Origin of the sequence: Streptomyces sp. ActVer (assembly GCF_027270795.1) — a bacterium.
Lineage (GTDB): Bacteria > Actinomycetota > Actinomycetes > Streptomycetales > Streptomycetaceae > Streptomyces > Streptomyces umbrinus_A.
Genome location: NZ_JAPWHT010000139.1, coordinates 1 through 22,168, shown reverse-complemented (window position 1 = coordinate 22,168; position 22,168 = coordinate 1). Strand labels below are relative to the sequence as shown.

Below are 22,168 nucleotides of genomic sequence, written 5' to 3'. Positions count from 1 at the left end.
GGCCCCCGCTGCCGCTCCGCGCGGCGGCCGCCGGGGTGTCGGCGCCCGCACCGGCCGTACCGTACGAGGCTGATCACCGTACGAGGCTGATCCCGCCGGGCTCACGGGCCCGCAGGCGTTACGAGAACAGCCCTGAACAGCTCTGAACGTGCGAGGCTGAAAGCGCCCCGACCACGTCCCACCGCACCCGAGGAACTGACCGCGATGAGCTCCGCCGAAGGCGACCGTGAACCCCAGCGCATCCTGATCGTCGACGACGAGCCGGCCGTGCGCGAAGCACTCCAGCGCAGCCTCGCCTTCGAGGGTTACGACACCAAGGTGGCCGTCGACGGCGTGGACGCCCTGGAGAAGTCCACGGTGTACCAGCCCGACCTGGTCGTCCTCGACATCCAGATGCCGCGGATGGACGGCCTGACCGCCGCCCGCCGAATGCGCGGCGCGGGCACCACGACGCCGATCCTCATGCTGACGGCCCGCGACACAGTCGGCGACCGCGTCACCGGCCTCGACGCCGGCGCCGACGACTACCTGGTCAAGCCCTTCGAACTCGACGAACTCTTCGCCCGCGTACGGGCGTTGCTGCGCCGCAGCTCCTACGCGGCCGCGGCGGTCGGCGCCCCCGCGGACGACGCGCTCACCTTCGGCGACCTCCGCATGGACCTCGCGACGCGCGAGGTCACGCGGGGTGGGCGGCCGGTCGAGCTGACCCGCACGGAGTTCACCCTGCTGGAGATGTTCCTCGCCCATCCGCGCCAGGTCCTCACGCGCGAGCAGATCCTGAAGGCGGTGTGGGGCTTCGACTTCGAGCCGTCGTCCAACTCGCTGGACGTGTACGTGATGTACCTGCGCCGGAAGACCGAGGCGGGCGGCGAGCCGCGTCTTGTGCACACGGTGCGGGGTGTGGGGTATGTGCTGCGGTCGGGTGGGGCGGAGTGAGGAAGGTTCTACGCCGGTTCCGCTCCCTGCCGATCCGGTCACGACTGGCGCTGCTCGTCGCGGCGGCGGTGGCGTTCGGAGTGGCGGCGGTTTCGGTCACCTGTTGGTTCATCGTGCAGGGGAAGCTGTACCAGCAGGTGGACACGCAACTCGAGAGCGCAGGATTCAGGTTCAAGGACGATGAGACGCTCAGGGCTCTGCTCGCCGCGTGCCCGAAGGACGTGACCGAGACATCCGGCGACATGCGGCCCAGGGACTACTACGTCCAGGTGGTGAAATCGGACGGCACAGCCTGCGTGTTCACCGATTCTGCGGGCGTCGTGAAGACCACGACCGAGGACTCGGATGTGGCCGCGGACCCCGAAACGAGCGTCCCGACCTTCCACAACAGCACCGACGCGGACGGCAACAACGTCCGCGTGCGAACCCTCCCCATCATGGTGGGCTTCGGCCCCACCTCTCAGCTCTACCCCGACGTCGCGCTGACGGTCGGCGTCTCCCTGAAGGACACCGAGAAAACCCTCAACGACCTCGCTCTCATCCTGCTCCTCGTCTCCGGCATCGGGGTCCTGGGCGCCGGGGCCGCAGGACTGGCCGTGGCCCGCGCGGGTCTCCGTCCCGTTGACAAGCTCACCGACGCCGTAGAACACGTAGCCCGCACCGAAGACCTCACCATCCGTATCCCGGTCGAGGACGACAGCGAGGACGAGGTCGCGCGCCTCTCCCGCTCCTTCAACTCGATGACGTCCGCGCTGGCGAACTCCCGTGAGTTGCAACAACAACTCATCGCCGACGCCGGTCACGAACTGCGAACCCCCCTCACCTCCCTCCGTACGAACATCGAGTTGCTCACCCGGAGTGAGGAGACGGGGCGGCCCATCCCCGAGGCGGACCGCAAGGCACTGCTTGCCTCCGTGAAGGCGCAGATGACCGAACTGGCCGCGCTGATCGGTGACTTGCAGACGCTGTCGCGGTCGGACGCGGGGACGCCGGCGGACCGCGTACAGGTGGTGTCGTTGCAGGACACGGTCGAGGCGGCCCTGCGCCGGGCCCGTCTGCGCGGCCCGGAGCTGACGATCACGGCGAACGTGGACCCCTGGTTCGTACGGGCGGAGCCCTCCGCGCTGGAGCGGGCCATCGTGAACATCCTCGACAACGCGGTGAAGTTCAGCCCCGAGGGCGGCGCGGTCGACGTGACCCTCAAGGGCGGCGAACTGACCGTACGGGACCACGGCCCGGGCATCCCCGCCGACGAACTCCCGCACGTCTTCGACCGCTTCTGGCGCTCCCCCAGCGCACGGGCGCTCCCCGGCTCGGGCCTGGGCCTGTCCATCGTGGCCCGTACGGTCCAACAGGCGGGCGGCGACGTGGCGTTGAGCCCGGCCGAGGGCGGCGGCACGGTGGCGACGATCCGGTTGCCCGGCGCCCCGACACCGCCGCCCGCGCTGGACTGACGCGGCCAGGAAGGGCCGGCCTCAGCCCGCCTGGGACGGGGCCTGCTTCATTCCGTCGACCACGGCACGGTTCTTGATGGCCATGGTGAAGTTCACCGTGCCGGGCTTGATCAGGACGCCCTCTTCCTTGATCTGCTTCACCTGGACATTGCGCGCGCCAAGGTAGACATGGGTCTTCTTGTCGAAGATCCACTCCTCGCGCTGCCCGCTGGTGTCGTCCAGCCGGGCCACCGCCACCCCGCGCCGGCCGGCCGCGTCCACCGCGTCGTCGACGACGACGACACCCGGGATCTTGGCGGCGGCCTCGAACAGCGCCGGGTAGAGCTCCGCCGGCGGGTAGCTCTCGGCGAGCAGGTCACCGATGGTGGCGAAGGCCTGCTGGTCGGGGCTGTTCCCCTGGCCCTTGGTCTCCTTGTAGATCTTGGCAAGGAGTGCGTCCGGGTCGGTGGTCAGCTTGGTCAGGTAGTCGTACGACGGGCTGCCCAGGTCCGCCTTCGGGGTGTTGCCCTGCTCGTCGGGCAGGGTCAGGGTCTCGCCCTCGGGGCTGTCGTTGACGGCGGGGTCGATCAGCCAGCCCTTGACGCCGTCCGGGGACTCCCAGATCTGCCGGCGGTGCAGTTCGTGGCTGGCCAGGCTGGACTTGTCGTCGACGGTCTTCACGAAGGTGTCGGCCAGCACGGACTCGACGTAGATGTACTGACCGGGCTTGACGGTCGGGTGGTCGCCCTCGGCCGCCGCCAGGGAGATCTGGTCGAGCAGCTGGGGCACGCCCTTCGTGGACGCGGTACCGACGTCGGTGGTCAGGGCCGGTCCGGTGGCCACACCGCTGTCCCGTACCCCGCTGCCGTCGCCGCCGACCGTCACCACTCCCGCGATGACCACCGCGGACAGGGCGGCCGCCATCGCGGGCAGCGTGATCGCGGGACGCGGCAGCCGGAACCGCCGGGCCTTCTGAGGCGCCGCGGCGGTCATCCCCGTAGCCCCCGTCGTCGCCGTGTGCTCTTCCCGCTGAACCTGCTCGTGGATCTGGGCCATCAGACGCTCCTTGTGGAACTGGTGGCGGCCCGTCGGCAGGTCACGCGCCGTCTGGGACAGGAGCTGTGCCTCCTGGTCCCACTCGGCAGAGTGCTGCCGGGACGTGTTCGCGTTCATCGGTTTCCTTCCTGTGCGGGCCGGATCGCATTTACGTGATCGCCTCTTGTCTGTCGTACGGGGCGGGCGCCTTCCCGTTTTTCGCGAACTTTCTTGAACGCGATGTCGGCGACAGGTCGGCTCAACTCCCCTTGAGGCACGGCCAGTTGAGGCATCGCAAGCTGGGCCTCGGCGATCGAGCGCAGTTTCTTGCGGGCGCGGGAGAGGCGGGAGGCGACCGTCCCGACGGGAATGCCGAGCGCCTCCGCCGCGGCCTCGTAGTCCAGGCCCTCCCCCAGGCACAGCGTGATGACCTCGCGCTCCGGTCTGCGCAGGCTCGCGAGCGCGGTGAGGGCCGTGGCGAGCCGCTGCCGGTCGTCGACGCGGTCGGCGACCTCCTCGGCGTGGTCGGGCACGGAGAGCTCGGCCGCGGCGGCGGCGTTCGCGGCTCGGCGGTAGCGCCGGTTGCTGCGGTACTGGTTGCGCGCCGTGTTCGTGGCGATGCCCAGCAGCCAGGGCCGCAGCGAGCCGCCCTCCGGGTCGACCCTGTCGCGCAGCTTCCACGCCTCCATGAAGGTCGCGGCCATCACGTCCTCGGCCGTCGACCAGTCCGCGGTCAGCCGGAACGCGTGGTTGTAGACCGCACGGGCGTACGCGTCGAAGAGTTCGGCGAAAGCGCTCGAATCCCCGGCCCGTATCCGGGTTCGCATATGAGTGGTCACCTCTATGAGCTGTACGGCGGGAGGGGCCGCCTTCCCGTGAGCTGCGTCACAGGGAAGGTGGGGCCGGGTTTGCCCGCGAGGCGAGGCCCGTGCGAGTCTCGGGCATCATCTCTCCGAAAGGCTGACCGCGATGCTCGGCATGGTTCCAGGTCTGGTCCTCGGCGACTTCTCCTCCCGCGCTTCGACGCGGGAGCGGTAGCCCTTCCTGCCAGACCTGCCAGACCTACGACCCCGTACCGCGATACCGCGAGACGGGCCGTCTGCCACGCACGGCGGCTACCCCACTTCTCCGCTCCTCGTCGAAGTGCTCTTCGTGCCCACCGCACGTTCGAACACGAGGAGTACGTCGTGTCCACGACGCCCACGATCAACTGGTCCGAAGACCGATCCGCGCGACCTGCCCAACCTGCCCGGCCTGCCCAACCTGCCCGATCCGCCCGCTGGCACTCGGAGAGCTGCGCACCGCCTCCCCGCCGGGTCGTAGTCGCCGACGACAGCACGAAAGCCGCCCTCGCATACCAACTGGCCTGCGAGGGAACGGCGTTGCTGTGGCAGGGCGACTTCCACAACGCACGCCAACTCCTCCAGGCGATGAGCCGCCGCATCGACCGGAAATCGAACCCCAACCGGCCCGATGCCACACCGGCCGATTCGTTCCACCTCCACCGCCGGGCCCGCGGCCACCGCGCCCGCGTACTGGGCAAACTCCTGGTCCTCCTGGAGGACGACCACTCCCTGGCCCTGCGCCGAGCACCCGACGTACGCCGGGCGTGCACCGAGGCGTACGGCCCACCGCGAGGCGACCGAGCGGTCTCCCTGACGGAGCTGCTGGGTGTCATCGGGGCACATCAGTGGCGCGAGAAGGGGGTGGAGGTGCCGGCCCTGGGAGCCGGCAGCCGCGTCCACCCCCACTACGGCGTGTTCTCCCCGGCGAGGGGCGAGTACGTCGGCCTGGTCGCAGAAGCACCACTGCCCGCGAACCCGCGTACGGCATTCGATCTCGGTACGGGAACGGGGGTGCTGGCCGCCGTAGTGGCCCGCCGGGGCCTCACCCACGTCGTGGCGACCGACATCAGCCCGCGCGCGCTGGCCTGCGCCCGCGAGAACGCCGACCGGCTGGGCCTCGCCGACCGCATCGAGGTCACCGGCCCCGCCCTCTACCCCGAGGGCCGCGCCGACCTGGTGGTCTGCAACCCGCCCTGGCTCCCCGCCCGTCCGACCTCGACCGTCGAGCAGGGCGTGTACGACCCGGACGGCACGATGCTCCACGGGTTCCTGCACGGACTGGCCGCCCACCTCAACCCAGGAGGCGAGGGCTGGCTCGTCCTGTCCGACCTGGCGGAACACCTGGGCCTCAGAACACGCGAGGACCTGCTGACCGCCATCACCACGGCGGGCCTGCGCGTGACGGCCCGCCTCGACACCAGCCCCCGCCACCCCCGAACCCGGGACACCACGGACCCACTCCACCGCGCCCGAGCCGCCGAAGTCACTTCACTTTGGCGCCTGATCCCCGACTGACGTCTCCGAGGTGAGACCGGCGGTGGAGTGAGCGAAGGGCAGCGCTCACTCACTGCCAGAAGATCTCTTCCACCACGATCTGGGGATCTTCGGTTCGGCGAACGAAGGTGTACTTCAGCCAGCCGTTTCCGTGGTCGAAGAAGCAGATGTGGCGGCCCTTCGGATCAGTGGACCGGCCCGGCATGACCCTTATGCCCTCGGGGAGCCCGGCATCAGCATCGATGCCGCGGAAATACGGGTCCTTCGCCGTGACCAGTTCGGCGCGCGCAGCGATCACGATCTCACGAACGTGATCGGGCAGTGCCTCGAAGGCGACAAGAGCGTCGAGCCGCCAGTCCGCCTGCCAGGGCGGCCCCATGAAGCCATCCGTCACTCGCCGGGCTCCAGCTCTCGGACCCGGTGGTGAATCTTCGCCGCCTCTTCGAGGAGGGCTTTGGCTTCGGCGATGTCGGTGCACTCGTACGCGGCTCGGTGTTCAAGATCGCGAACATGCGCGTCCAACTTGGGGTCGCGAGCGAGGGCGTACTCACCCCACCAGCGGGCCATGAACGCCGGCACCGGACCGAGATCGTAGGCGTCGGCGATCGCCCACTTCCAGTGCTCGTCGAAATCCGGGAGAAGTTCGGGAGTGTGCTCGGCGATGGCCTCGCGCAGCGCCTTCGGGGTCCGCTCGGGCATGGGGGGGATGACCGGATCGGATGCCTCAGCGTGAGCAGTCATGGCCGATGCCCTCCTTCGACGCGTCGTGTCTACGACCATAGCCGCGCTCACCGCGCCCGCGCGGATCGTCCGCGCACCGGCGCCGAGGGACACAGCTGATGAGCCGCTAAGGGGTTGGTGGTCGTGATCTCTGCCATGACGCAACCGTGGCGGGAACACACGCGTTCGCGTCTCGGTTTCCCGCTCGATTCACCCGATGGCGTTCACGCCGCCTCCCGCTTGACCCCCTCCATGAACGCGGACCAGGACAACGCGGAGAAGACCAGCGGTCGGGCTGCCGGGGTCTTGCTGTCACGCACGGGGACGAGGCCGGGGTGGCCGTGGGCCACCTCGACGCAGTTGTTCGCTCCCCCGTCGCTGTAGCTCGACTTGCGCCAGGCAGCGGTGCTGAGGTCGGGGGTGTACTTCATGACCTGTGTTCCTCCAGAACGCCCCTGATGAACGTCAGTGAGTCCGACGGGGACAGCGCCAAGTCTCGAAGCAGATCGTAGGACAAACGGTGGCGCAGAGCCTCCTCCGAGTCATCGATCAACTCACCGCCGCCGTTGCCTTCTTTGTAGGCAACGGCACCTCCGTCCTTCTGCCACAGCAGGGTCAGTGATCCGTCCATCAGGTGGTGCACCCCGGTGGCGAAGGGGAGCACCTGAATGACGACGTTGGGCCACATCGCGACGGCCTCGATACGAAGCAACTGGTCGTCCCAGGTCTTCGCGGTGGCCGCAGGGCGTCGGAGCGCGTACTCGTCGATGATGAAGCGGACGTTGGGCGCCGGATCCCGGCGCAAGAGAAGCTGCCGTCCCATACGCGCAGCGACCTGTTCGTCAAGTTCCTCGCCGTTGCCAGCTGTTGCCTGAGCGCCAGACAACACCCCGCGGGCGAAGTCCTCGGTCTGCAGCAGTCCGGGCACTCCGGGCGTGAACAGGTGCAAGACCCGCGCAGTCGCCTCCAGCCGCATGTACTCCTTGTACTTGTCCTTGAAGGCGTCGTGCCGCGCCACCTTCCAGAGCTGAACCAGCAGGTCACCGGACCCGTAGTAGCGGTCCAGGTCCTCCATGACCGCCAGCTTGGACAGCCGCTTGCCCGCTTCCAGGCGGCTCAGATAGCTCTTGTCGTACGCCGCTTCCTGGGCCAGTTGCCCCAGCGACTTCCCGGCCTTCTCCCTCAGGTGCCTAAGGGTCCGCCCGAGCCCCGCGAGCCCCGAATCCCCTGCCCCGTCAACAAGTTCGCCCACCGTCACCCCTAACCGTTGCCTGGCGCTCCAGACAACACCGACCCCCTTCCGCAGCGTACGTCGGAGCAGTGACGATCGAGACACGAACGGTAATCACCGCTCGTCAAAGCCCCCCTCCCGAGAAGGAGCACAGCCATGGGCGAACTCGTCACGAGGCTCTGCGAGTTGCTGTTGCGCGTACTGCTGCCCGCCCGAGGCCGACATCGGGCGACGCCCACCACCGCCCCGCGCGACAGACGCGAGCCGTGGGCGCCCGCCGCACCCGCGTGCCGCTGCCAACTCACCGTCGGAGCCCGGTCCTTCGAGTGGGACACACCCCTCGTACGCCCGTACCTCCGCGACGTGGAGGTGTCCGCATGACGGGCCCGCTGCGTCTGCTGCCGTGGACAACCCCGGAGAGCAAGCCCTGTTATCTGAGTACCGACAGCGAGGAGAGCAGGCTCTCCCGGCTCGCGGACGACCTGGAGGCGGCGCAACTGGACTCCGGCGAACAGGTCCTCACGGGAGCCAGAGCCGTACTCGCCGACACGGAGGCGGGCGAACGCGCCGTGCGCTTCGCGCTCACCAGGGCGGTGGAGTGCCTGGGAGACGTACTCCGCGTCGCGGTCAGCCGGGGTGCGCGCATCGAGGTAGCCGGGGACGACGGCGACGAGTGGTGACGCGACCGGCAGCGGTGCCGACTCAGTAGAAGCCGAGCATTCCGGGGGAGTCGATGTCCACTGTGACCACGCCTGGCGGATACGCACTCTCGTTGCCCGTGAGCAGGATCGACATCCCGGTGAACTCCGGGCGCGGCAGCGCGCAGTACAGAGCGTGACAGGTGTCCGCACCGCCATAGCCGTCGCGGAACATCGTGCCGACGCTGACGGCGGCGAACGTATCGAGGTTGTCGACCACGACCGAGGAGAAGGCGAGCACCCGCTGGGAGAGGTCCGCATCCTCGGATTCGGCCTGCATCAGACACAGGGCGGGTACGTTGAGGCGCTCGCCAGGGGTGCGCGCCATGTTCCCTGCCAGGAGGCTCAGCGTCTTGTGACCGTCCGCGAGCGCCCGGACCGCGCTGGTGTCGAGGATGATCACGCCGCCGCACCCCGGGCTGCCCGGACCTTCTCCGCGGCGATCTTGTAGATGTTGCCGAGCACGTCGGGCGCCCGGTCGAACTCCTCGTCGCTGAGGTCGAGGCCGATGGTGTCGCGCACGATCTCCCGGTCGGCCTGGAGCCTCTCGGCCCGTTGCTCCGCGGTCAACTGCTCGGCCGCCAGTTGCTCAACGAGCTGCCCCAGCGTGAGCCCCCTGTCCCTGGCCACCTGAGCGAGGTGGTCACGGGCTTCTTTGGACACCTGAATGGTTGTGTGCTGCGCCATGGAATCACCATAGCGGCGCCACGGTACGCCGGGGAGTGCCCTCACTCGGACGGAACACCTCCGAACACCTTTCCGCCGCGAGGCTGAGTTCCCTGCTCCGCCCCCTCAGCCCATGAACAGCCGCCCCATGGATGCCCCACAGGCAATACGCCTACTGTCACTTTCAAGCAGCCGGCGGCACGGGCGCGGAAGCGGCCGTGGAGCCGCCGTGGAAGGCACAGGCACACGTACAGGGAGAGCAGCCATGAGTGAAGAACTGCACGACCACGACAGGGGTCTCTCCTTCGACCTGCCCACGCTTCAGCGGCGGAAGATGATCCGGCTGCTGGCCGGTGTCGGCCTGGTGCCGCTGGTGGGATGCAGCAGCGACGACTCGGACGGCTCGGCCTCCGCGTCCTCCTCGTCCGGCTCCTCTGCCGGTTCGTCCTCGTCCGCCGCCTCCTCCGGGAGCGCCGAGTGCGAGACCATCCCCGGCGAGACGGCCGGCCCGTACCCCGGTGACGGCTCCAACGGGGTGAACGTCCTGAAGGAGAGCGGGGTCGTCCGCAAGGACATCACCTCCAGCTTCGGGACGGCGAGCGGCAAGGCGGAAGGGGTGCCGCTGACCGTCACCCTCACCGTCGTCGATGCCGCCTCCGGCTGCGATACGCCCAAGGAGGGCGCCGCCGTCTACCTCTGGCACTGCGACCGGGACGGCAGCTACTCCCTCTACTCCGAGGGCGTCACCGAGGAGAACTACCTGCGCGGCGTCCAGGAGACCGACGCCAAGGGGCAGGTCACGTTCACCAGCATCTTCCCCGCCTGCTACACCGGCCGCTGGCCCCACATCCACTTCGAGGTGTACGGCAGCCTGGATGACGCCACCAACGCCACGTCCATCACGGCCACTTCGCAGCTCGCCCTCCCCAAGGACGTATGCGACACCGTGTACGCGTCGGACGGCTACGACCGCAGTGTCCAGAACATGGGCCGGCTCTCCCTGGAGACCGACAACATCTTCAGCGACGGCTACGACCAGCAGCTGGCGACGACGAAGGGCAGCGTCGAGAAGGGCTACACGGCCACGCTCACGGTGCCCGTGTAAGCGCGACGGTGCCGGTGCAGGCGCGGCGCGCCCCTTGCGCCCAACGGGCCTCGCGGATTTTCTGAGGCATCTCTGATCCGGCCGCGATGTCCCCGTGACGTTCGCCGGGTTCGCTTCTTGTCGACCACCGGTGGCGCCGTTCCCCCTCTCCGCCGCCGGGTTCCGTCCTCCGGAGGAGAGCTCAGCGTGCGATCCGTACTCAAGTCGGCCCTCAAGAAGAGCGCCCTGGTGGCCGCGTCCACCGCACTCGCCGTGTCCGGTCTGATGACCGTCGCCGGGCCCGCCCGGGCGGCCGGGCCGGGCGGTGCCACGAACATCCGCGGTGTCGACCCCGGCGACACCGACTCGATGATCGAGCGGCTCTGCAACCAGGAGACGAGCCTGACGGGCGTCTACGGCGCACTCAACGTCGACACCGGCGAGTTCAAGACCCAGGACGAGTACCTGCGGGACGTCTTCGGCCTGTGGGAGCCCGCCGGGCCGTGGGAGCTCTTCCGCGGCTGGTGCGGGTACGCGCAGGCCTCGACCTGGTCCACCAAGGGGGCCGCTGTCCGCACCTCGCCGTGGATCGGCAACCGCGGGTCGAAGGACGACAAGGAAACCTTCGTCAGCAGCTACGGCACGAAGACGTTCGCCAAGAAGAGCGTCGGGGCCTCGATCAGCCTCTCCGCCGCGAAGAGCATCTTCTCCGGCACCGCGGGCGGCAGCTTCACCTACGAGTGGGGCTGGGAGAAGAGCTCGTCGTTCGAGCGCCGCAGCGAGAAGACGATCCCGCCGTGCACCCAGGTCGCCGTGACATGGACGCCGTACCAGCGTGTGGTGCGGGTGAACCCGGTCTTCTACGTCGAGGACTACCAGTGGAACAAGGGCGACGGCCGTAAGACCGTGCACAGTTGGCGCGACCGGGGCTACCAGACCATCTACTCGTACGGGTACTACATCGACGGCACCTCCGACAAGCTCCTCCCCAACGGCCAGCCCGACGGCCGTGAGGACAAGGTGGAGGAGAAGCTGGACCCGAAGACCTGCGCCCAGTAGGCGAGTAGGCGGGATCCCGGAAACAGGAACCGGGCGACAGGACCCGAGCAACAGGAACCCGGCAACCTTTCCGTGCGGGGCGGCGACTCACCAGCGATCCGACTCCCCCACCCCCCGCACGGAAGGTGCGCCGCATGAGTGAGCGCCGCGGCAAGGCGACTGCCGGACCCCGCCACCGCAGAAGGAGGACCGCGCTGACGGTCGGCATCCCACTGGCCCTGACCGCCGCCGTGACCACGACCTACGGCACGGGTCTCGGCGTCTTCGGCGAGAGCGCCCAGCAGACGGCGTCCGCCGCCACCAACGCCGGCAGCGCCACCGCGGCGACAACGGCCACCACCGCTGCCGCCGCACCGGCCTGGGCCGCCGACACCGCCGACGGCTTCGCCTCCGTCAACTCGCTCGGCCAGAAAGGCACTTACGGCGGTCGCGGCGGCCAGACGGTCACCGTGAAGACCCTCGCCGACCTGGAGAAGTACGCGACCGCCGAGGAGCCGTACGTCATCGTCGTGGCCGCGGCGATCACCATGAACCCGGTCGGCAAGGAGATCAAGGTCAAGTCCGACAAGACCATCGTGGGCCAGGGCACGTCCGGGCAGATCGTCGGCGGCGGCTTCTTCCTCGGCACCGGTGTGCACAACGTGATCATCCGGAACCTGACGATCCGTGACTCCTACCAGGGCGTCTGGAACGACAAGGACCACGACTTCGACGCGGTCCAGATGGACGGCGCGCACCACGTGTGGATCGACCACAACGACCTGCGCCACATGGCCGACGGGCTCATCGACGTCCGCAAGGACAGCACCAATGTGACGGTGTCCTGGAACAAGTTCAGCGACAACAACAAGACCTTCGGCATCGGCTGGACCGAGAACCTCGTCACCGACATCACGATCCACCACAACTGGTTCCGCGAGACCGAGCAGCGCAACCCGTCCACGGACAACGCGGCCCACGCGCACCTCTACAACAACTACCTCCAGGACGATCGGGGCACGACCATCAAGTCGTCCTACGGCAACTACTCGCGCGGCAGCACGAAGATGGTCCTGGAGAACAGCTGCTTCCAGGGCATGAACAACCCGGTCACCAAGGACTCCACGGCGGCCATCGTCCAGCGCGGCAACACCTTCTCCGGCACCAGCGGCCGCAACGAGAGCGGCGGCACGGCCTTCGACCCCAAGTCGTTCTACGGCTACACGCCGGACAGGACGGCGGACGTGCCCGCCCTGCTCACGGCCGGCACGGGACCGCGTACGACGATCGGCACCGTGACCGGCACCGCGGGCGCGGCAGGCACCAAGGCGGCTGCCGGGGCAGCGGCCGCCACCCTCACCGTGGCCAAGGACGGCTCGGGCCAGTTCACGACCGTCCAGGCCGCCGTCGACGCCGTCCCCGCGAACAACCCCTCCCGCGTGGTGATCTCGGTCGAGCCGGGCACGTACCGCGAGACGGTCAAGGTCCCGGCGAACAAGCCGCACGTGACCGTTCAGGGCGCGGGCGCCAGCCGCAAGGACACGGTCATCGTCTTCAACAACGCGGCCGGTACGGCGAAGCCCGGCGGCGGCACGTACGGCACGAGCGGCAGCGCGACCGTGGCCGTCGAGGCCGACGACTTCCAGGTCCGCAACCTGACGATCAACAACGACTTCGACGAGGCGAGGAACCAGAGCCTGAGCGGTCACCAGGCCGTTGCCCTGCGGACGGCCGCCGACCAGGTCCTCCTCGACGGGATCATCGTCGACGGCGACCAGGACACCCTGCTCCTGGACACCGCGGCCAAGGACAGGCTCGGCCGGGTCTACGTCACCAACTCCTACGTCAGCGGCAACGTCGACTTCGTCTTCGGCCGCGCGACCGCCGTGATCGACCAGTCCGTCATCACCCTGAAGAAGCGCTGGGACGGCACGTCGGCGGGGTACATCACCGCGCCCAGCACCACGGCCGACCGCAAGGGCATCCTCATCAACCGCTCGGTCGTCAACGGTGACGTGTCCGCCGGGAGCTTCTTCCTCGGCCGCAACTGGCACGCGGGCGGCGACGCGACCCTGCGTCCGCAGACCACGGTCCGCAACTCCACGCTCAGCGCCGCGGTCAAGTCGACCCCGTGGTCGGACATGGGCGGCTTCTCCTGGAAGAACGACCGCTTCGCCGAGTACAGGAACACCGGCCCCGGCTCGGGCGCCGCGAGCAGCGACCGCCCGCAGCTGACCGACTCCCAGGCCACCGGCCAGGAGGTCGCGGACTGGCTGGGCACCTGGAACCCGACCGCCTGACGACGGCCCGACGCAACGCCGTCACGACGGTCGACACCCGTCCGGCTGGGGAGCGCGAGCCAAGAGCCGCTCCCCAGCCGGCCCCCCCCTACCCGGCCACTCCCTTACGGGCACGGTTGCGGCAACAGCCTCGTGGTCGTCTCCGTGTCCACACCCACGCCCACCGGCAGCGGGCCCGCCGGCCGCGCGTACACCCCTCCGCGCGCCATCAGCTCCTCGTGCGTGCCCTCCTCCACCAGGTGCCCACCGTCCACGACCAGGATCCGGTCGGCGTCGGGGCGAGCGTCAGATCATGGGTGATCATCAGGGTCGTACGGCCGGACACCAGTCGCCGCAGCGGCTGTACGACCCGGCGGGCGGCGGGCCTGTCGAGTCCGGTTGTCGGTTCGTCGAGTACGAGGACGGGGGCGGCCCGCAGAATCGCGCGGGAGATGGCGATGCTCTGGAGCTGCCCGCCGGAGAGGGCGGCCGTGCCGGGAGCGATCTGCGTGTCGTACGCGTCCGACAGCGCGCGGACGAAGGCGTGGGCGTCCGCGGCCCGCGCGGCCCGCTCGATCTCCTCGTCGGTCGCGCCCGGCCTCCCGCACGCGACGTTCTCGCGGATCGTGCCGTGCAGGACGAACGTCCCAAAGTGCGGCCGGCAGGTCCTGGACGTGCCGGAAGACACCCGCGCGCAGCCGCAGCACGAATCTCTCCGCCGTCCACGCGGCGAGCGAGTTCCCGAGGTATCCGACGACCGCCCCGAGCACGGCGACGCCCAGCCAGGCCCCGGCCGGACCCCAGAAGGCCGAGAGCGAACCGGCCTTCAGGGCGTGGTCGTTCAACTCCGCGAAGAGCAGGATCGAGGCCGTCTCCGCCAGCGCCGGCACGATCACGCACGCGACGATCAGCACCAGCCACCTGCGGTCGCCGCGCGTCAGCGGCCAGAACCGCGCGAATGCCTCCCGGACTTCCCGCATGCCGTTCAATTCCCTTCCCTCACCGGAAAATGGCCGAGGCGGGGTCTCCGGAACGAATCCGGAGACCCCGCCTCGTGGCCGTGCCTACTTCGTGCCGACCGGACGACGCTGCGGCTTCTTGGCACCGTGCTTCGGCGCGGGCTTGGCAGCCTGCTTCCTGGGGGCCTGGGCGGGCTTGCGGGACTTCTTGACGGGGGCGATCCTGTGGAAGCTCATGGAATCTTCTCTTGGGACTTACAACGGCTGACGCAATGAGGTGGATCGGTCCGGCCTGCCGCGGCCGGAGCGGTAGTTGAGCAGGCATGACGTGCCGGCGTCGCCTGCGGGGTGCCTGCGAGCGCCCGCCGCGGCACCCCGCACGGCACGGGACTGGGCACGGCTCATTGCGTCAGCCGTTGTTGTCGCAGCGGGTCAGACCAGGGCGTTCTTGTAGAACAGGTTCGAGCGGCGGTCGCCCGAGGCCCCCGAGGCGAAGCCGAGGAAGAGGCGGACCTCGCCGTCCGCTGTCCGGTAGACGGCCAGGCCTTCCGGTTCACGGAAGTCGAGGGACTCGCCTGCTTTGGTGAGGACCGGCCCCTGTTTGATCGCGCCGGTGTTGAGGTCGATGCTGGTGATCTCGGAGTCAACAACGCCTCCGTTCGCCTCGTACGATGTCCCGGTCATGGCGTAGAGGTACTGGCCGTACGCTGCGTATCCCTGGAAGGTCGGTGACTGCGTGGGCAGGCTCGGCTGCTTGAAGTTCGCGAGCGGCGAGCTGAAGTCCCCGTTCGCCGCCGCTGCGAGGCCGTAGACCGCTATGTGCTTGCCGTCACTCAGGTGATAGCGGACGATCAGCCGGTTGTTGACCGGGTCGATGGAGCAGGTGTGCTCAGTGGCCGCCGACACCGGGGTGTACTTCGTCAGCGCGGATGACGTGTTCGACAGGGTCGTACCGCTGGTGAACTGGAACCGGGCGAGCCGCTTGCCGTAACCACCCGGGTTCGCCTCCACCTCGGTCCACAGATACGTCGACGAGCCCACGCCCTGCGCGCCGAAGGCGACTCCGTGGCCGAAGCCCGTCAGGTACATGTGTCCGACGTAGTTGCCGGAGAAATCGAGCTGCGTGACACACAGATCACCGGCCGTCTCGGATGTGCCGTTGCGGCGCTGCGCGACGAACAGCCGCCGGTTGACGTTGTCGAACGCGAAGCCCTGCTGCACGGTCACGTCGCGGAGCGACTTGCCCCGGTAAAGGTCGTACGACGGCTGCGTCAGATCGAAGCGCTGCGACCCCGGCACCGCGGCCGCCGCAGCTCCCGCACCGTATCCGAGGCCCATCGCGGCGATACCGAGTCCGGTGCCCGCGCGCAGCAGCCCCCGCCTGGTCAGGGTGGTCTGCGGTTCTTGTCCCATGGGTGTCCTCCCGTAGCGATTCATACGTGGTCGGAGCACGGGGCAGACCGCGCTCCGACGAACGATCAAGATAGAGCGCCCCATGGCGGGTACGCACACGGTGGAGGGCGGCGGTCCGGAACAGGGCACGGGCGCATGCTCCCCTCGGCATCGCGCCGCACGCGAACGGCTTTCCCCCGCAGGCCCCCTGACGAGCAGTCACTGATGCAAAAATCACATTGACATCCAAGATCACGAGTGCGCTACGCTGCGGCCGATCAAGAGCCCGCCGGGGAACGGACTTTCCCAAGGCCGAGACAGAGGCGGGCTCATTCGGAAGGAACGGGGATGTCACGTGAAACTGACCAAAGCAAGGGCCGCCTGCGTCACGCTGTGTGCGTTCGGTCTGGGATTCGTTACCGCTAATTCCGCCTCCGCCGCGTCATTCAGCTACGGCGCCTATGAGGGCGGCGGCTGGGGGTACTGGCAGGAGGACCCGGGCCCCGACCCGATGGGCTACGGCGATGCACCGGGCGACTCCATAGGCGCCTGCGACATGAAAGCCGACGGCTGGGGCATCGAGGTCCGCCTCGACATCGGCCGTGACGGCGACATCGACCGCAAGGTCAGCACCCGCGGACAGGACTCGCCCTACTGCTCGGACTGGAAGAGCGGCGACATCAAAGAAGGAACCCCGGTCCGCGTGTGGGTCGTCAAGGTCCGCGGCACGACGGACTACCACCCGGTCTACAAGGACGGCAACGCGTAGGCACATCCTGCCTGGCCCGGGTGGGCCCGGAGCCGTGGATGGCTTTCAAGGTCGGCGTCCTGGCCCGAGAAGGGCGCACGCACCCATGTATGAACTGTGAACCAGCAAGATCGTCTCGTCCGGGGGGAAACACACATGACCCGAATACTCAACCGCGTTCCGGCGATCCTGGCGGCAACAGGCCTTGCCGTCAGTGCTGTTGTCCTCACCGGTGCGCCGGCCCAGGCCACTGAGTTGTGCAGTGGCAATACCTGGGTGAGGGAGTTCGACACTCCGAACGAGAACATCGACGTGGAGTACTCGTTCTGCGTCAACAAGATCGACGGCAAGTACCGCAGCGCCGGCTACGGCCGTGTCGTAGACGGCGGAGGTAGCCGGAAGGTCGACTCCTTCAAGGTCGAGTCCCGGCTCGAGAAGAACGACGTCGCGGTCTCCAAGCGCACGTGCGACTTCACGAACCAGGTCAACAGCACGGACACGTCGAACATCGACTGCTACTCGCCCTGGTACGAGCCCAACGGCACCTACACCGGTGACGGCCGGATCTACATCGACATCGACAACGACGGCAAGACGGGCACCTGGTACGACCTCCCCGGCTCAGTCTCGATCTCATGAACAGCTGACAGCTGACAGCTGCCGCGACGCGCCGCCTCACAAGGCGCGTCGCGGGAGACTCGTTATCGTGTCAGCCGTTGTTGACCACCCAGGGCTCACTTGCCGACGGTCAGCCCCTGGCCCGTGACCCGCACCCTGATCCCGTCCTTCTGCACGCGCACGTCCCGCAGGGTCAGTTCGCCCTTCGGGGGCTTCGGGAGGCGGAAGCCGATGGAGAGGCGGTCGACGAGGGCGGGGCGGGTCAGGCGGGAGAGCCCGTCGAGGAGGGCCAGGTCGAAGCCGAGGCGCTTGAGGAGCTCGGGGTTCTCCACGGCGAGGTCGATGAGGTTGACCTTCATCAACTGGCCGGCGAAACGCGGGGAGCCGGTGAACTCCTCGAACTTGGAGTCGTCGCTCAGCGCCTCCTGGACCGCGGAGTCCGGCACACCGATGCGCTTCGCGATCGACGGCACCGACAGCAGCTCCTTGGCCTTCTTCTTCTCCTTCGCGAGGCGTGTGGCGGACTTGCGGGTCAGGTGCAGGCCCTGGGACTCGCGGGTGCCGGGACGGAAGGTGGCCAGGTCGCCGATGTCCAGGCGCATTCCGCCGACCTCGGTCGAGATACCGCGCTCGCCGTCCCGCCTGATCCGCGCGTCGGCCCGCATCCGCAGGTCGTGCCCGGCGACGGGCAGCACCCCGCGCGCCCGCACCTCGTCGCCGCCGTGCCCGGTGAACGTCATCTGGGACGCGCCGAGTTCACGGTTCAGGTCGTCGAAGGAGAGCAGCACCTCGCCGTCCAGCTCCGGGATCCGGACGCCGCGCAGGGAGGTGGGGCCGCCGTCGACCCGTACGCCCGTCGCGGTGGCGGAGACCTTCGCCAGGGAGACCCGGTCGGCCGCCACGTCCGGGACGGTGACCGACACGGAGTCGAGCCGCTGGTCGAGGATCTGGGTGACGAAGGGGAAGCCGTCGATCTCGACCTCGGGGGCCGCGCTCAGCTTCAGCTGGTCCCTGACCTTCTCGGCCGCCGTGCGCTCGGCGTACAGGAGCGCCCAGCGGTCGCCGAGGGCGAGGAAGGCCGCGAGGACGAGCACCGCGATGACGGCCTTGACGGCGAGGGACAGTCCGGTGAAGGGACTTCGCCGGCGCCGACGGGTGCGACGGCGGGGGCGGGCCCCGGAGTCCCGGCGGTCGCGGGAGCCCCGGCGGTGGTTGGGCGGTGCCCACTCCGCCTCCCGCTCGGCCCCCTCGGTCACGGCGGGCTCCTCCACCTGGAGGAAGTCCTCAAGGGGTCCGTCGTCGAGGGCGGCGAGATCCTCGTACGGGTTCGGAGGGGAGTGAGAATGCGCCGCGATGGGGTGGGGGGTACGCATCAACTGATTCGACCATGCGTACCAACCCCACCCGCAACTTGAATAGGCGGTTTGCGATCTACCTCACGGACAGATCGCCGTTACCGGGTGGCTACTTCACGACGGTGATCCGGTCGGCCGCGGGCGGCGCGATCGGGTTCGTGGCCGAGGAGTTCGCCAGCAGGTACTTCTCCAGGGCGGCGAGGTCGTCGTCGCCCACCAGGTCGCCGGTGCCCTGGCCCAGGGTGGTGAAGCCGTCGCCGCCGCCCGCGAGGAAGCTGTTCGTCGCGACGCGGTAGGTGGCGGCCGGGTCGATCGCGGCACCGTTCAGCTTGACCGAGCCGGTGACGACCCGGTCGGCGCCGGTCTTGGTCAGGTCGAGCGTGTAGGTGAGGCCCTTCGAGACCTGGAGCACCTTCGGCGAGGCCGCGTTCACGCCGGTGACCTGCTCCTTGAGCACCTGGACGAGCTGGGCGCCGGTGAAGTTCTGCAGGTTCACGGTGTTGGCGAACGGCTGGACCGTGAAGCCCTCGGCGTAGGTCACCACGCCGTCGCCCTCGGTACCCTTGGCCGCGAAGGTGAGGGGCGCCCGGATACCGCCCGGGTTCATCAGCGCCAGGTCGGTCTCGGGGTCCAGCTCCTTGCCGTACGAGAGCTGCGCGTCGGCGATCAGGTCGCCGAGCGGGGACTCGGTGCCGGAGCTGGCGATGTCGCCCGAGATGTACCCGATGGGCCTGTTGCCGACCGGCGCGGCCAGGGTGTTCCACTTGGCGATCAGCTTGGTCATGTCCGGTGCCTTGGCCACGTCACGGGTCACCGCGTGGTTGGCGGAGGAGACAGCGGTCCGGGCGATGTCACCGGTCCAGCGGTCGTACTTGAGCGTCGTGTCGGTGTAGAGCCGGCCGAAGGACGCGGCCGAGGTGACCGTGCGCGGGTTGCCCGCCGGGTCGTCGATCGTGCACGCGTACGCCTGGTGGGTGTGGCCGGTGACCAGCGCGTCGACCTTCGGGGTGACGTTCTTCGCGATGTCCACGATCTGACCGGATATGCCGGCACCGGCGCCCGGCGAGTCGCAGTCGTAGTTGTACGACGCCGAGGCCGGCTGTCCGCCCTCGTGGATCAGCGCGACGACCGACTTGACGCCCTGCTTCTCCAGCTCCTTGGCGTACTTGTTGATCGTCTCGACCTCGTCCTTGAACTTGAGGCCCTTCACACCCTCGGCGGAGACGACACCCGGGGTGTCCTCAAGGGTCACGCCGATGAAGCCGACCTTGACGCCGTTCCTCTTCCACACCGAGTAGGGCTTGAGGATCGGCTTGCCGGTCTTCTCGTTGAGGACGTTCGCCGCGAGGTACGGGAAGTCCGCGCCCTCGAAGGTCTCGCCGTCGGCGAAGCACCCCTTGGTCGGGTGGCAGCCGCCCTTCTGCAGGCGGGTCAGCTCCTTGGAGCCCTCGTCGAACTCGTGGTTACCGACACTCGTCACGTCGAGGTCGAGCTTGTTCAACGCCTCGATGGTGGGCTCGTCCTGGAAGAGCCCGGAGACCAGCGGCGAGGCGCCGACCAGGTCACCGGCGGCCGCGGTGATGGAGTACTTGTTGCCCGCTCGGGCCTCGCGCAGATGCGTCGCGAGGTACTCGGCACCGCCCGCGTCGACCGTCTTGGTGGTGCCGTCCGGCTGAAGTTCGGTGACCCGGCCGGAGGATCCGGCCGGCGGCTCCAGGTTGCCGTGCAGGTCGTTGAAGGAGAGCAGCTGGACGTCCTGGTAGCGGCCCGGCTTCTGGTGGCCGGGCTTCTTGCCCGTCTCGCCCGCGGACGCCGGCATCGCGGCGACGAGGGCGCCGACGGTGGCGACGCCCGCGGCCGCCGCGAGGAAGCGGGTGGTCCGGCGTCTGCGTCGGTAGGGATGAGGTGTGGCTGACATGCGCCCCCCTGTGGGTCGGCTGATATGTGGGCCCCGTCCCGGCGCAGCCTAGGGTCAACGCGCGTAGCGCGACAGGGGGTTCGGGGTTACGGACTGGTTGCCGCGCGGGGCGATTCACCGCGAACCGGACAGGTCGCGCGCCGACGGCGCACTCTCGGCGCACTCCCGGCGCACTGGCCGCGTCCTCACTCGTCGGGCCACTTCGCCATGAACCGGACACGTCGTACTCTCGTACTCATGACCAGCGAAGACACCGCACCGGCTGTCCCGGCCCGCTCCCTCGACATCCTCTCCGCGCTGAGCCCCGAGCAGACCGAGGCCGTGCTCGACCTCCTCGCGGAGGCCGCCCGGGCCGACGGACAGCAGGCGGTGTCCGAGCAGGGCCGGCTGCAGCTGCGCGGCGGCGCCCGGGAGGGGGTCCGGCATCTGCTGCTGACCTCCCAGGACCGGCTCGTCGGGTACGCGCAGTTGGAGGACACCGATCCCGTCGAGGCCCCGGCCGCCGAACTGGTGGTCCACCCGGCGCACCGCGGGCACGGCCACGGGCGGGCGCTCGGCAACGCGCTGCTCGCCGAGTCCGGCAAGCGGGTGAGGGTCTGGGCCCACGGCGGCCACTCCGCGGCCCGCCATCTCGCCCAGGTCCTCGGCCTCACGCTCTTCCGCGAACTGCGGCAGATGCGGCGGCCGTTGACGGACCTCGACCTGGCCGGGCCGAAGCTTCCCGACGGCGTGCACGTACGGACGTTCGTACCCGGCGAGGACGACGCGGCGTGGCTCGCCGCGAACGCCGCCGCCTTCGCCCACCACCCCGAGCAGGGTTCGCTCGGCCGGCGGGACCTCGACGACCGCAAGGGCGAGCCGTGGTTCGATCCGGCCGGGTTCTTTCTCGCCTTCCGGGACGAGGAGCTGATCGGGTTCCACTGGACGAAGGTCCATGCGGAGGAGGGGCTCGGCGAGGTGTACGTCGTGGGCGTACGGCCCGGGGCTCAGGGGGGTGGGCTCGGCAAGGCCCTCACCACGATCGGGCTTCGGTATCTGGCGGGGCGGGGGGTGCCGACGGCGATGTTGTACGTCGACGCGGACAACACGGCTGCGGTGGCTGTCTATGAGCGGCTCGGGTTCGTCACGTACGAGACGGATCTGATGTATCGGACGGAGTCCTGAACCCGGGGGCTACGGACCGATTCACAGTCACGGCCGGTGGGGGCTGGTCGCGCAGTTCCCCGCGCCCCTGAAGGGGCGCTGTCTACTGGGCCCTGCCCGCAAGCGAGCCCAAGCGCCATGCCCGTAGCGGCTCCACGCACGCCCTCGTGCCCACCGCCAGTGCCACTGTCAGGAGCATTGCCCACCGTTCGTGGGTGGTGGTCCAGCGGAGGTCGTCCGGGGGGACCAGGAGGGCCCAGCCGTCGGGGAGGAGGAGGAACGCGGCGGCCGCGGTGGACAGGAGCCAGGTGGACACCGCCACTCCCGGCTCGGTGACGGTCGAGCGCTGGATGATCAGGGCCGCCCCGGCGAGGGCGAACACGGCGGTGGCGATCGCCTCCAGGGTGAGGGCGCCGACCGGCGGCCGGGCCTCCTCGGGTACGAGGAACACCGCCGCCGTCCAGCAGAGCGCGGCCCACGGGGCGGCGAGTGCCACGCGCAGGCCGACGCGCAGCGGGCGCCTGACCGGCACCGCCGAGGTGATGTGCCGGGCCGGGTCGTCCAGCAGGAACGCGA

At 69.2% G+C, this 22,168-nt stretch carries 24 protein-coding genes and 1 pseudogene; 11 read left to right on the top strand and 14 right to left on the bottom strand.

Annotated elements, in window-relative coordinates; genetic code table 11:
• Positions 1 to 204 precede the first annotated feature (204 nt).
• Positions 205 to 936, top strand: a complete 732-nt coding sequence (locus tag O3Q52_RS23110) for a response regulator transcription factor (RefSeq protein ID WP_269650682.1) — start codon at positions 205 to 207, stop codon at positions 934 to 936.
• Entirely contained in the window at positions 933 to 2,390 is a 1,458-nt protein-coding gene (locus tag O3Q52_RS23105; RefSeq protein ID WP_269650681.1) for a cell wall metabolism sensor histidine kinase WalK, read from the top strand. The genes O3Q52_RS23110 and O3Q52_RS23105 overlap by 4 nt, the downstream gene beginning before the upstream one ends.
• Before the next feature lie 21 nt (positions 2,391 to 2,411).
• Here O3Q52_RS23105 and O3Q52_RS23100 read toward each other — a convergent pair whose 3' ends face one another.
• Together O3Q52_RS23100 and O3Q52_RS23095 are read right to left on the bottom strand one after the other, a co-directional pair.
• Positions 2,412 to 3,542 carry a CU044_5270 family protein gene (locus O3Q52_RS23100; RefSeq protein WP_269650680.1) on the bottom strand — a complete coding sequence of 377 codons (1,131 nt, stop codon included), beginning with the start codon at positions 3,540 to 3,542 and terminating at the stop codon, positions 2,412 to 2,414.
• Positions 3,539 to 4,231, bottom strand: coding sequence for an RNA polymerase sigma factor (locus tag O3Q52_RS23095; protein WP_269650679.1), 693 nt, complete (start codon positions 4,229 to 4,231; stop codon positions 3,539 to 3,541). Before O3Q52_RS23095 ends, O3Q52_RS23100 begins: the two co-directional genes overlap by 4 nt.
• A 360-nt stretch (positions 4,232 to 4,591) precedes the next feature.
• On the opposite strand from O3Q52_RS23095, the gene O3Q52_RS23090 reads away from it, so the two are divergent.
• Complete coding sequence (locus O3Q52_RS23090) at positions 4,592 to 5,764, top strand: class I SAM-dependent methyltransferase (RefSeq protein ID WP_269650678.1); 1,173 nt, start codon at positions 4,592 to 4,594, stop codon at positions 5,762 to 5,764.
• Between the two features lie 49 nt (positions 5,765 to 5,813).
• Here the strand turns inward: O3Q52_RS23090 and O3Q52_RS23085 are convergent, their stop codons facing one another.
• From O3Q52_RS23085 to O3Q52_RS23070, 4 genes are all read right to left on the bottom strand, one after another.
• The gene (locus O3Q52_RS23085) at positions 5,814 to 6,137 is read right to left on the bottom strand and encodes a hypothetical protein (RefSeq protein ID WP_269650677.1); all 324 of its coding nucleotides are present in this window, start codon (positions 6,135 to 6,137) and stop codon (positions 5,814 to 5,816) included.
• Positions 6,134 to 6,484 carry a DUF6247 family protein gene (locus tag O3Q52_RS23080; RefSeq protein WP_269650676.1) on the bottom strand — a complete coding sequence of 117 codons (351 nt, stop codon included), beginning with the start codon at positions 6,482 to 6,484 and terminating at the stop codon, positions 6,134 to 6,136. Before O3Q52_RS23080 ends, O3Q52_RS23085 begins: the two co-directional genes overlap by 4 nt.
• Before the next feature lie 203 nt (positions 6,485 to 6,687).
• Positions 6,688 to 6,894 carry a DUF397 domain-containing protein gene (locus tag O3Q52_RS23075; protein ID WP_269650675.1) on the bottom strand — a complete coding sequence of 69 codons (207 nt, stop codon included), beginning with the start codon at positions 6,892 to 6,894 and terminating at the stop codon, positions 6,688 to 6,690.
• The gene (locus tag O3Q52_RS23070) at positions 6,891 to 7,715 is read right to left on the bottom strand and encodes a helix-turn-helix transcriptional regulator (protein ID WP_269650674.1); all 825 of its coding nucleotides are present in this window, start codon (positions 7,713 to 7,715) and stop codon (positions 6,891 to 6,893) included. Before O3Q52_RS23070 ends, O3Q52_RS23075 begins: the two co-directional genes overlap by 4 nt.
• A 135-nt stretch (positions 7,716 to 7,850) precedes the next feature.
• On the opposite strand from O3Q52_RS23070, the gene O3Q52_RS23065 reads away from it, so the two are divergent.
• Entirely contained in the window at positions 7,851 to 8,075 is a 225-nt protein-coding gene (locus O3Q52_RS23065) for a hypothetical protein (RefSeq protein WP_269650673.1), read from the top strand.
• Positions 8,072 to 8,374: a hypothetical protein gene (locus tag O3Q52_RS23060; RefSeq protein WP_269650672.1), complete on the top strand. Its 303-nt coding sequence runs from the start codon at positions 8,072 to 8,074 to the stop codon at positions 8,372 to 8,374. Before O3Q52_RS23065 ends, O3Q52_RS23060 begins: the two co-directional genes overlap by 4 nt.
• Positions 8,375 to 8,396: 22 nt before the next feature.
• Here the strand turns inward: O3Q52_RS23060 and O3Q52_RS23055 are convergent, their stop codons facing one another.
• Both O3Q52_RS23055 and O3Q52_RS23050 read right to left on the bottom strand, forming a co-directional pair.
• Entirely contained in the window at positions 8,397 to 8,795 is a 399-nt protein-coding gene (locus tag O3Q52_RS23055) for a hypothetical protein (RefSeq protein WP_269650671.1), read from the bottom strand.
• Entirely contained in the window at positions 8,792 to 9,079 is a 288-nt protein-coding gene (locus O3Q52_RS23050; protein ID WP_269650670.1) for a hypothetical protein, read from the bottom strand. The genes O3Q52_RS23055 and O3Q52_RS23050 overlap by 4 nt, the downstream gene beginning before the upstream one ends.
• Before the next feature lie 244 nt (positions 9,080 to 9,323).
• Here O3Q52_RS23050 and O3Q52_RS23045 point away from each other — a divergent pair, with 244 nt between their 5' ends.
• From O3Q52_RS23045 to O3Q52_RS23035, 3 genes are all read left to right on the top strand, one after another.
• On the top strand, positions 9,324 to 10,163 hold the full coding sequence (locus tag O3Q52_RS23045) for an intradiol ring-cleavage dioxygenase (RefSeq protein WP_269650669.1): 840 nt from the start codon (positions 9,324 to 9,326) through the stop codon (positions 10,161 to 10,163).
• A gap of 186 nt (positions 10,164 to 10,349) precedes the next feature.
• Positions 10,350 to 11,201 carry a hypothetical protein gene (locus tag O3Q52_RS23040; RefSeq protein WP_269650668.1) on the top strand — a complete coding sequence of 284 codons (852 nt, stop codon included), beginning with the start codon at positions 10,350 to 10,352 and terminating at the stop codon, positions 11,199 to 11,201.
• 134 nt (positions 11,202 to 11,335) lie between these two features.
• Positions 11,336 to 13,480: a pectinesterase family protein gene (locus O3Q52_RS23035; protein ID WP_269650667.1), complete on the top strand. Its 2,145-nt coding sequence runs from the start codon at positions 11,336 to 11,338 to the stop codon at positions 13,478 to 13,480.
• 104 nt (positions 13,481 to 13,584) lie between these two features.
• Here O3Q52_RS23035 and O3Q52_RS23030 read toward each other — a convergent pair.
• The 3 genes and pseudogenes from O3Q52_RS23030 to O3Q52_RS23020 all read right to left on the bottom strand — a co-directional run bounded on the left by O3Q52_RS23030 (position 13,585) and on the right by O3Q52_RS23020 (position 15,831).
• Positions 13,585 to 14,439, bottom strand: a pseudogene (locus O3Q52_RS23030) (ATP-binding cassette domain-containing protein).
• A gap of 84 nt (positions 14,440 to 14,523) precedes the next feature.
• Entirely contained in the window at positions 14,524 to 14,655 is a 132-nt protein-coding gene (locus O3Q52_RS23025) for a hypothetical protein (protein WP_269650666.1), read from the bottom strand.
• 195 nt (positions 14,656 to 14,850) lie between these two features.
• Entirely contained in the window at positions 14,851 to 15,831 is a 981-nt protein-coding gene (locus O3Q52_RS23020) for a teichoic acid biosynthesis protein C (RefSeq protein WP_269650665.1), read from the bottom strand.
• A gap of 334 nt (positions 15,832 to 16,165) precedes the next feature.
• Here O3Q52_RS23020 and O3Q52_RS23015 point away from each other — a divergent pair, with 334 nt between their 5' ends.
• Both O3Q52_RS23015 and O3Q52_RS23010 read left to right on the top strand, forming a co-directional pair.
• Positions 16,166 to 16,579, top strand: a complete 414-nt coding sequence (locus tag O3Q52_RS23015; RefSeq protein WP_269650664.1) for a hypothetical protein — start codon at positions 16,166 to 16,168, stop codon at positions 16,577 to 16,579.
• A gap of 135 nt (positions 16,580 to 16,714) precedes the next feature.
• The gene (locus O3Q52_RS23010; RefSeq protein ID WP_269650663.1) at positions 16,715 to 17,197 is read left to right on the top strand and encodes a hypothetical protein; all 483 of its coding nucleotides are present in this window, start codon (positions 16,715 to 16,717) and stop codon (positions 17,195 to 17,197) included.
• A 95-nt stretch (positions 17,198 to 17,292) separates the two neighbouring features.
• On the opposite strand, the gene O3Q52_RS23005 is transcribed toward O3Q52_RS23010, so the two are convergent.
• Positions 17,293 to 18,549, bottom strand: coding sequence for a DUF2993 domain-containing protein (locus O3Q52_RS23005; RefSeq protein ID WP_269650662.1), 1,257 nt, complete (start codon positions 18,547 to 18,549; stop codon positions 17,293 to 17,295).
• Between the two features lie 91 nt (positions 18,550 to 18,640).
• Complete coding sequence (locus O3Q52_RS23000) at positions 18,641 to 20,449, bottom strand: bifunctional UDP-sugar hydrolase/5'-nucleotidase (RefSeq protein WP_269650661.1); 1,809 nt, start codon at positions 20,447 to 20,449, stop codon at positions 18,641 to 18,643.
• 237 nt (positions 20,450 to 20,686) lie between these two features.
• Here O3Q52_RS23000 and mshD point away from each other — a divergent pair, with 237 nt between their 5' ends.
• A complete protein-coding gene (mshD, locus tag O3Q52_RS22995) occupies positions 20,687 to 21,613 on the top strand; it encodes a mycothiol synthase (protein WP_269650660.1) in 927 nt (308 codons plus the stop codon).
• Positions 21,614 to 21,695: 82 nt separating this feature from the next.
• Here mshD and O3Q52_RS22990 read toward each other — a convergent pair.
• The coding region (locus O3Q52_RS22990) for an ABC transporter (RefSeq protein WP_269650659.1) at positions 21,696 to 22,168 on the bottom strand (473 nt) is incomplete at its 5' end.

Bases quoted from the DNA above. Each gene is read 5' to 3' on its own strand.
- O3Q52_RS23110 (WP_269650682.1), top strand. From the start codon at position 205: ATGAGCTCCGCCGAAGGCGACCGTGAACCCCAGCGCATCCTGATCGTC.
- O3Q52_RS23100 (WP_269650680.1), bottom strand. From the start codon at position 3,542: ATGAACGCGAACACGTCCCGGCAGCACTCTGCCGAGTGGGACCAGGAG.
- O3Q52_RS23095 (WP_269650679.1), bottom strand. From the start codon at position 4,231: ATGCGAACCCGGATACGGGCCGGGGATTCGAGCGCTTTCGCCGAACTC.
- O3Q52_RS23080 (WP_269650676.1), bottom strand. From the start codon at position 6,484: ATGACTGCTCACGCTGAGGCATCCGATCCGGTCATCCCCCCCATGCCC.
- O3Q52_RS23075 (WP_269650675.1), bottom strand. From the start codon at position 6,894: ATGAAGTACACCCCCGACCTCAGCACCGCTGCCTGGCGCAAGTCGAGC.
- O3Q52_RS23065 (WP_269650673.1), top strand. From the start codon at position 7,851: ATGGGCGAACTCGTCACGAGGCTCTGCGAGTTGCTGTTGCGCGTACTG.
- O3Q52_RS23060 (WP_269650672.1), top strand. From the start codon at position 8,072: ATGACGGGCCCGCTGCGTCTGCTGCCGTGGACAACCCCGGAGAGCAAG.
- O3Q52_RS23050 (WP_269650670.1), bottom strand. From the start codon at position 9,079: ATGGCGCAGCACACAACCATTCAGGTGTCCAAAGAAGCCCGTGACCAC.
- O3Q52_RS23045 (WP_269650669.1), top strand. From the start codon at position 9,324: ATGAGTGAAGAACTGCACGACCACGACAGGGGTCTCTCCTTCGACCTG.
- O3Q52_RS23035 (WP_269650667.1), top strand. From the start codon at position 11,336: ATGAGTGAGCGCCGCGGCAAGGCGACTGCCGGACCCCGCCACCGCAGA.
- O3Q52_RS23025 (WP_269650666.1), bottom strand. From the start codon at position 14,655: ATGAGCTTCCACAGGATCGCCCCCGTCAAGAAGTCCCGCAAGCCCGCC.
- O3Q52_RS23020 (WP_269650665.1), bottom strand. From the start codon at position 15,831: ATGGGACAAGAACCGCAGACCACCCTGACCAGGCGGGGGCTGCTGCGC.
- O3Q52_RS23010 (WP_269650663.1), top strand. From the start codon at position 16,715: ATGACCCGAATACTCAACCGCGTTCCGGCGATCCTGGCGGCAACAGGC.
- O3Q52_RS23005 (WP_269650662.1), bottom strand. From the start codon at position 18,549: ATGCGTACCCCCCACCCCATCGCGGCGCATTCTCACTCCCCTCCGAAC.
- O3Q52_RS23000 (WP_269650661.1), bottom strand. From the start codon at position 20,449: ATGTCAGCCACACCTCATCCCTACCGACGCAGACGCCGGACCACCCGC.
- mshD (WP_269650660.1), top strand. From the start codon at position 20,687: ATGACCAGCGAAGACACCGCACCGGCTGTCCCGGCCCGCTCCCTCGAC.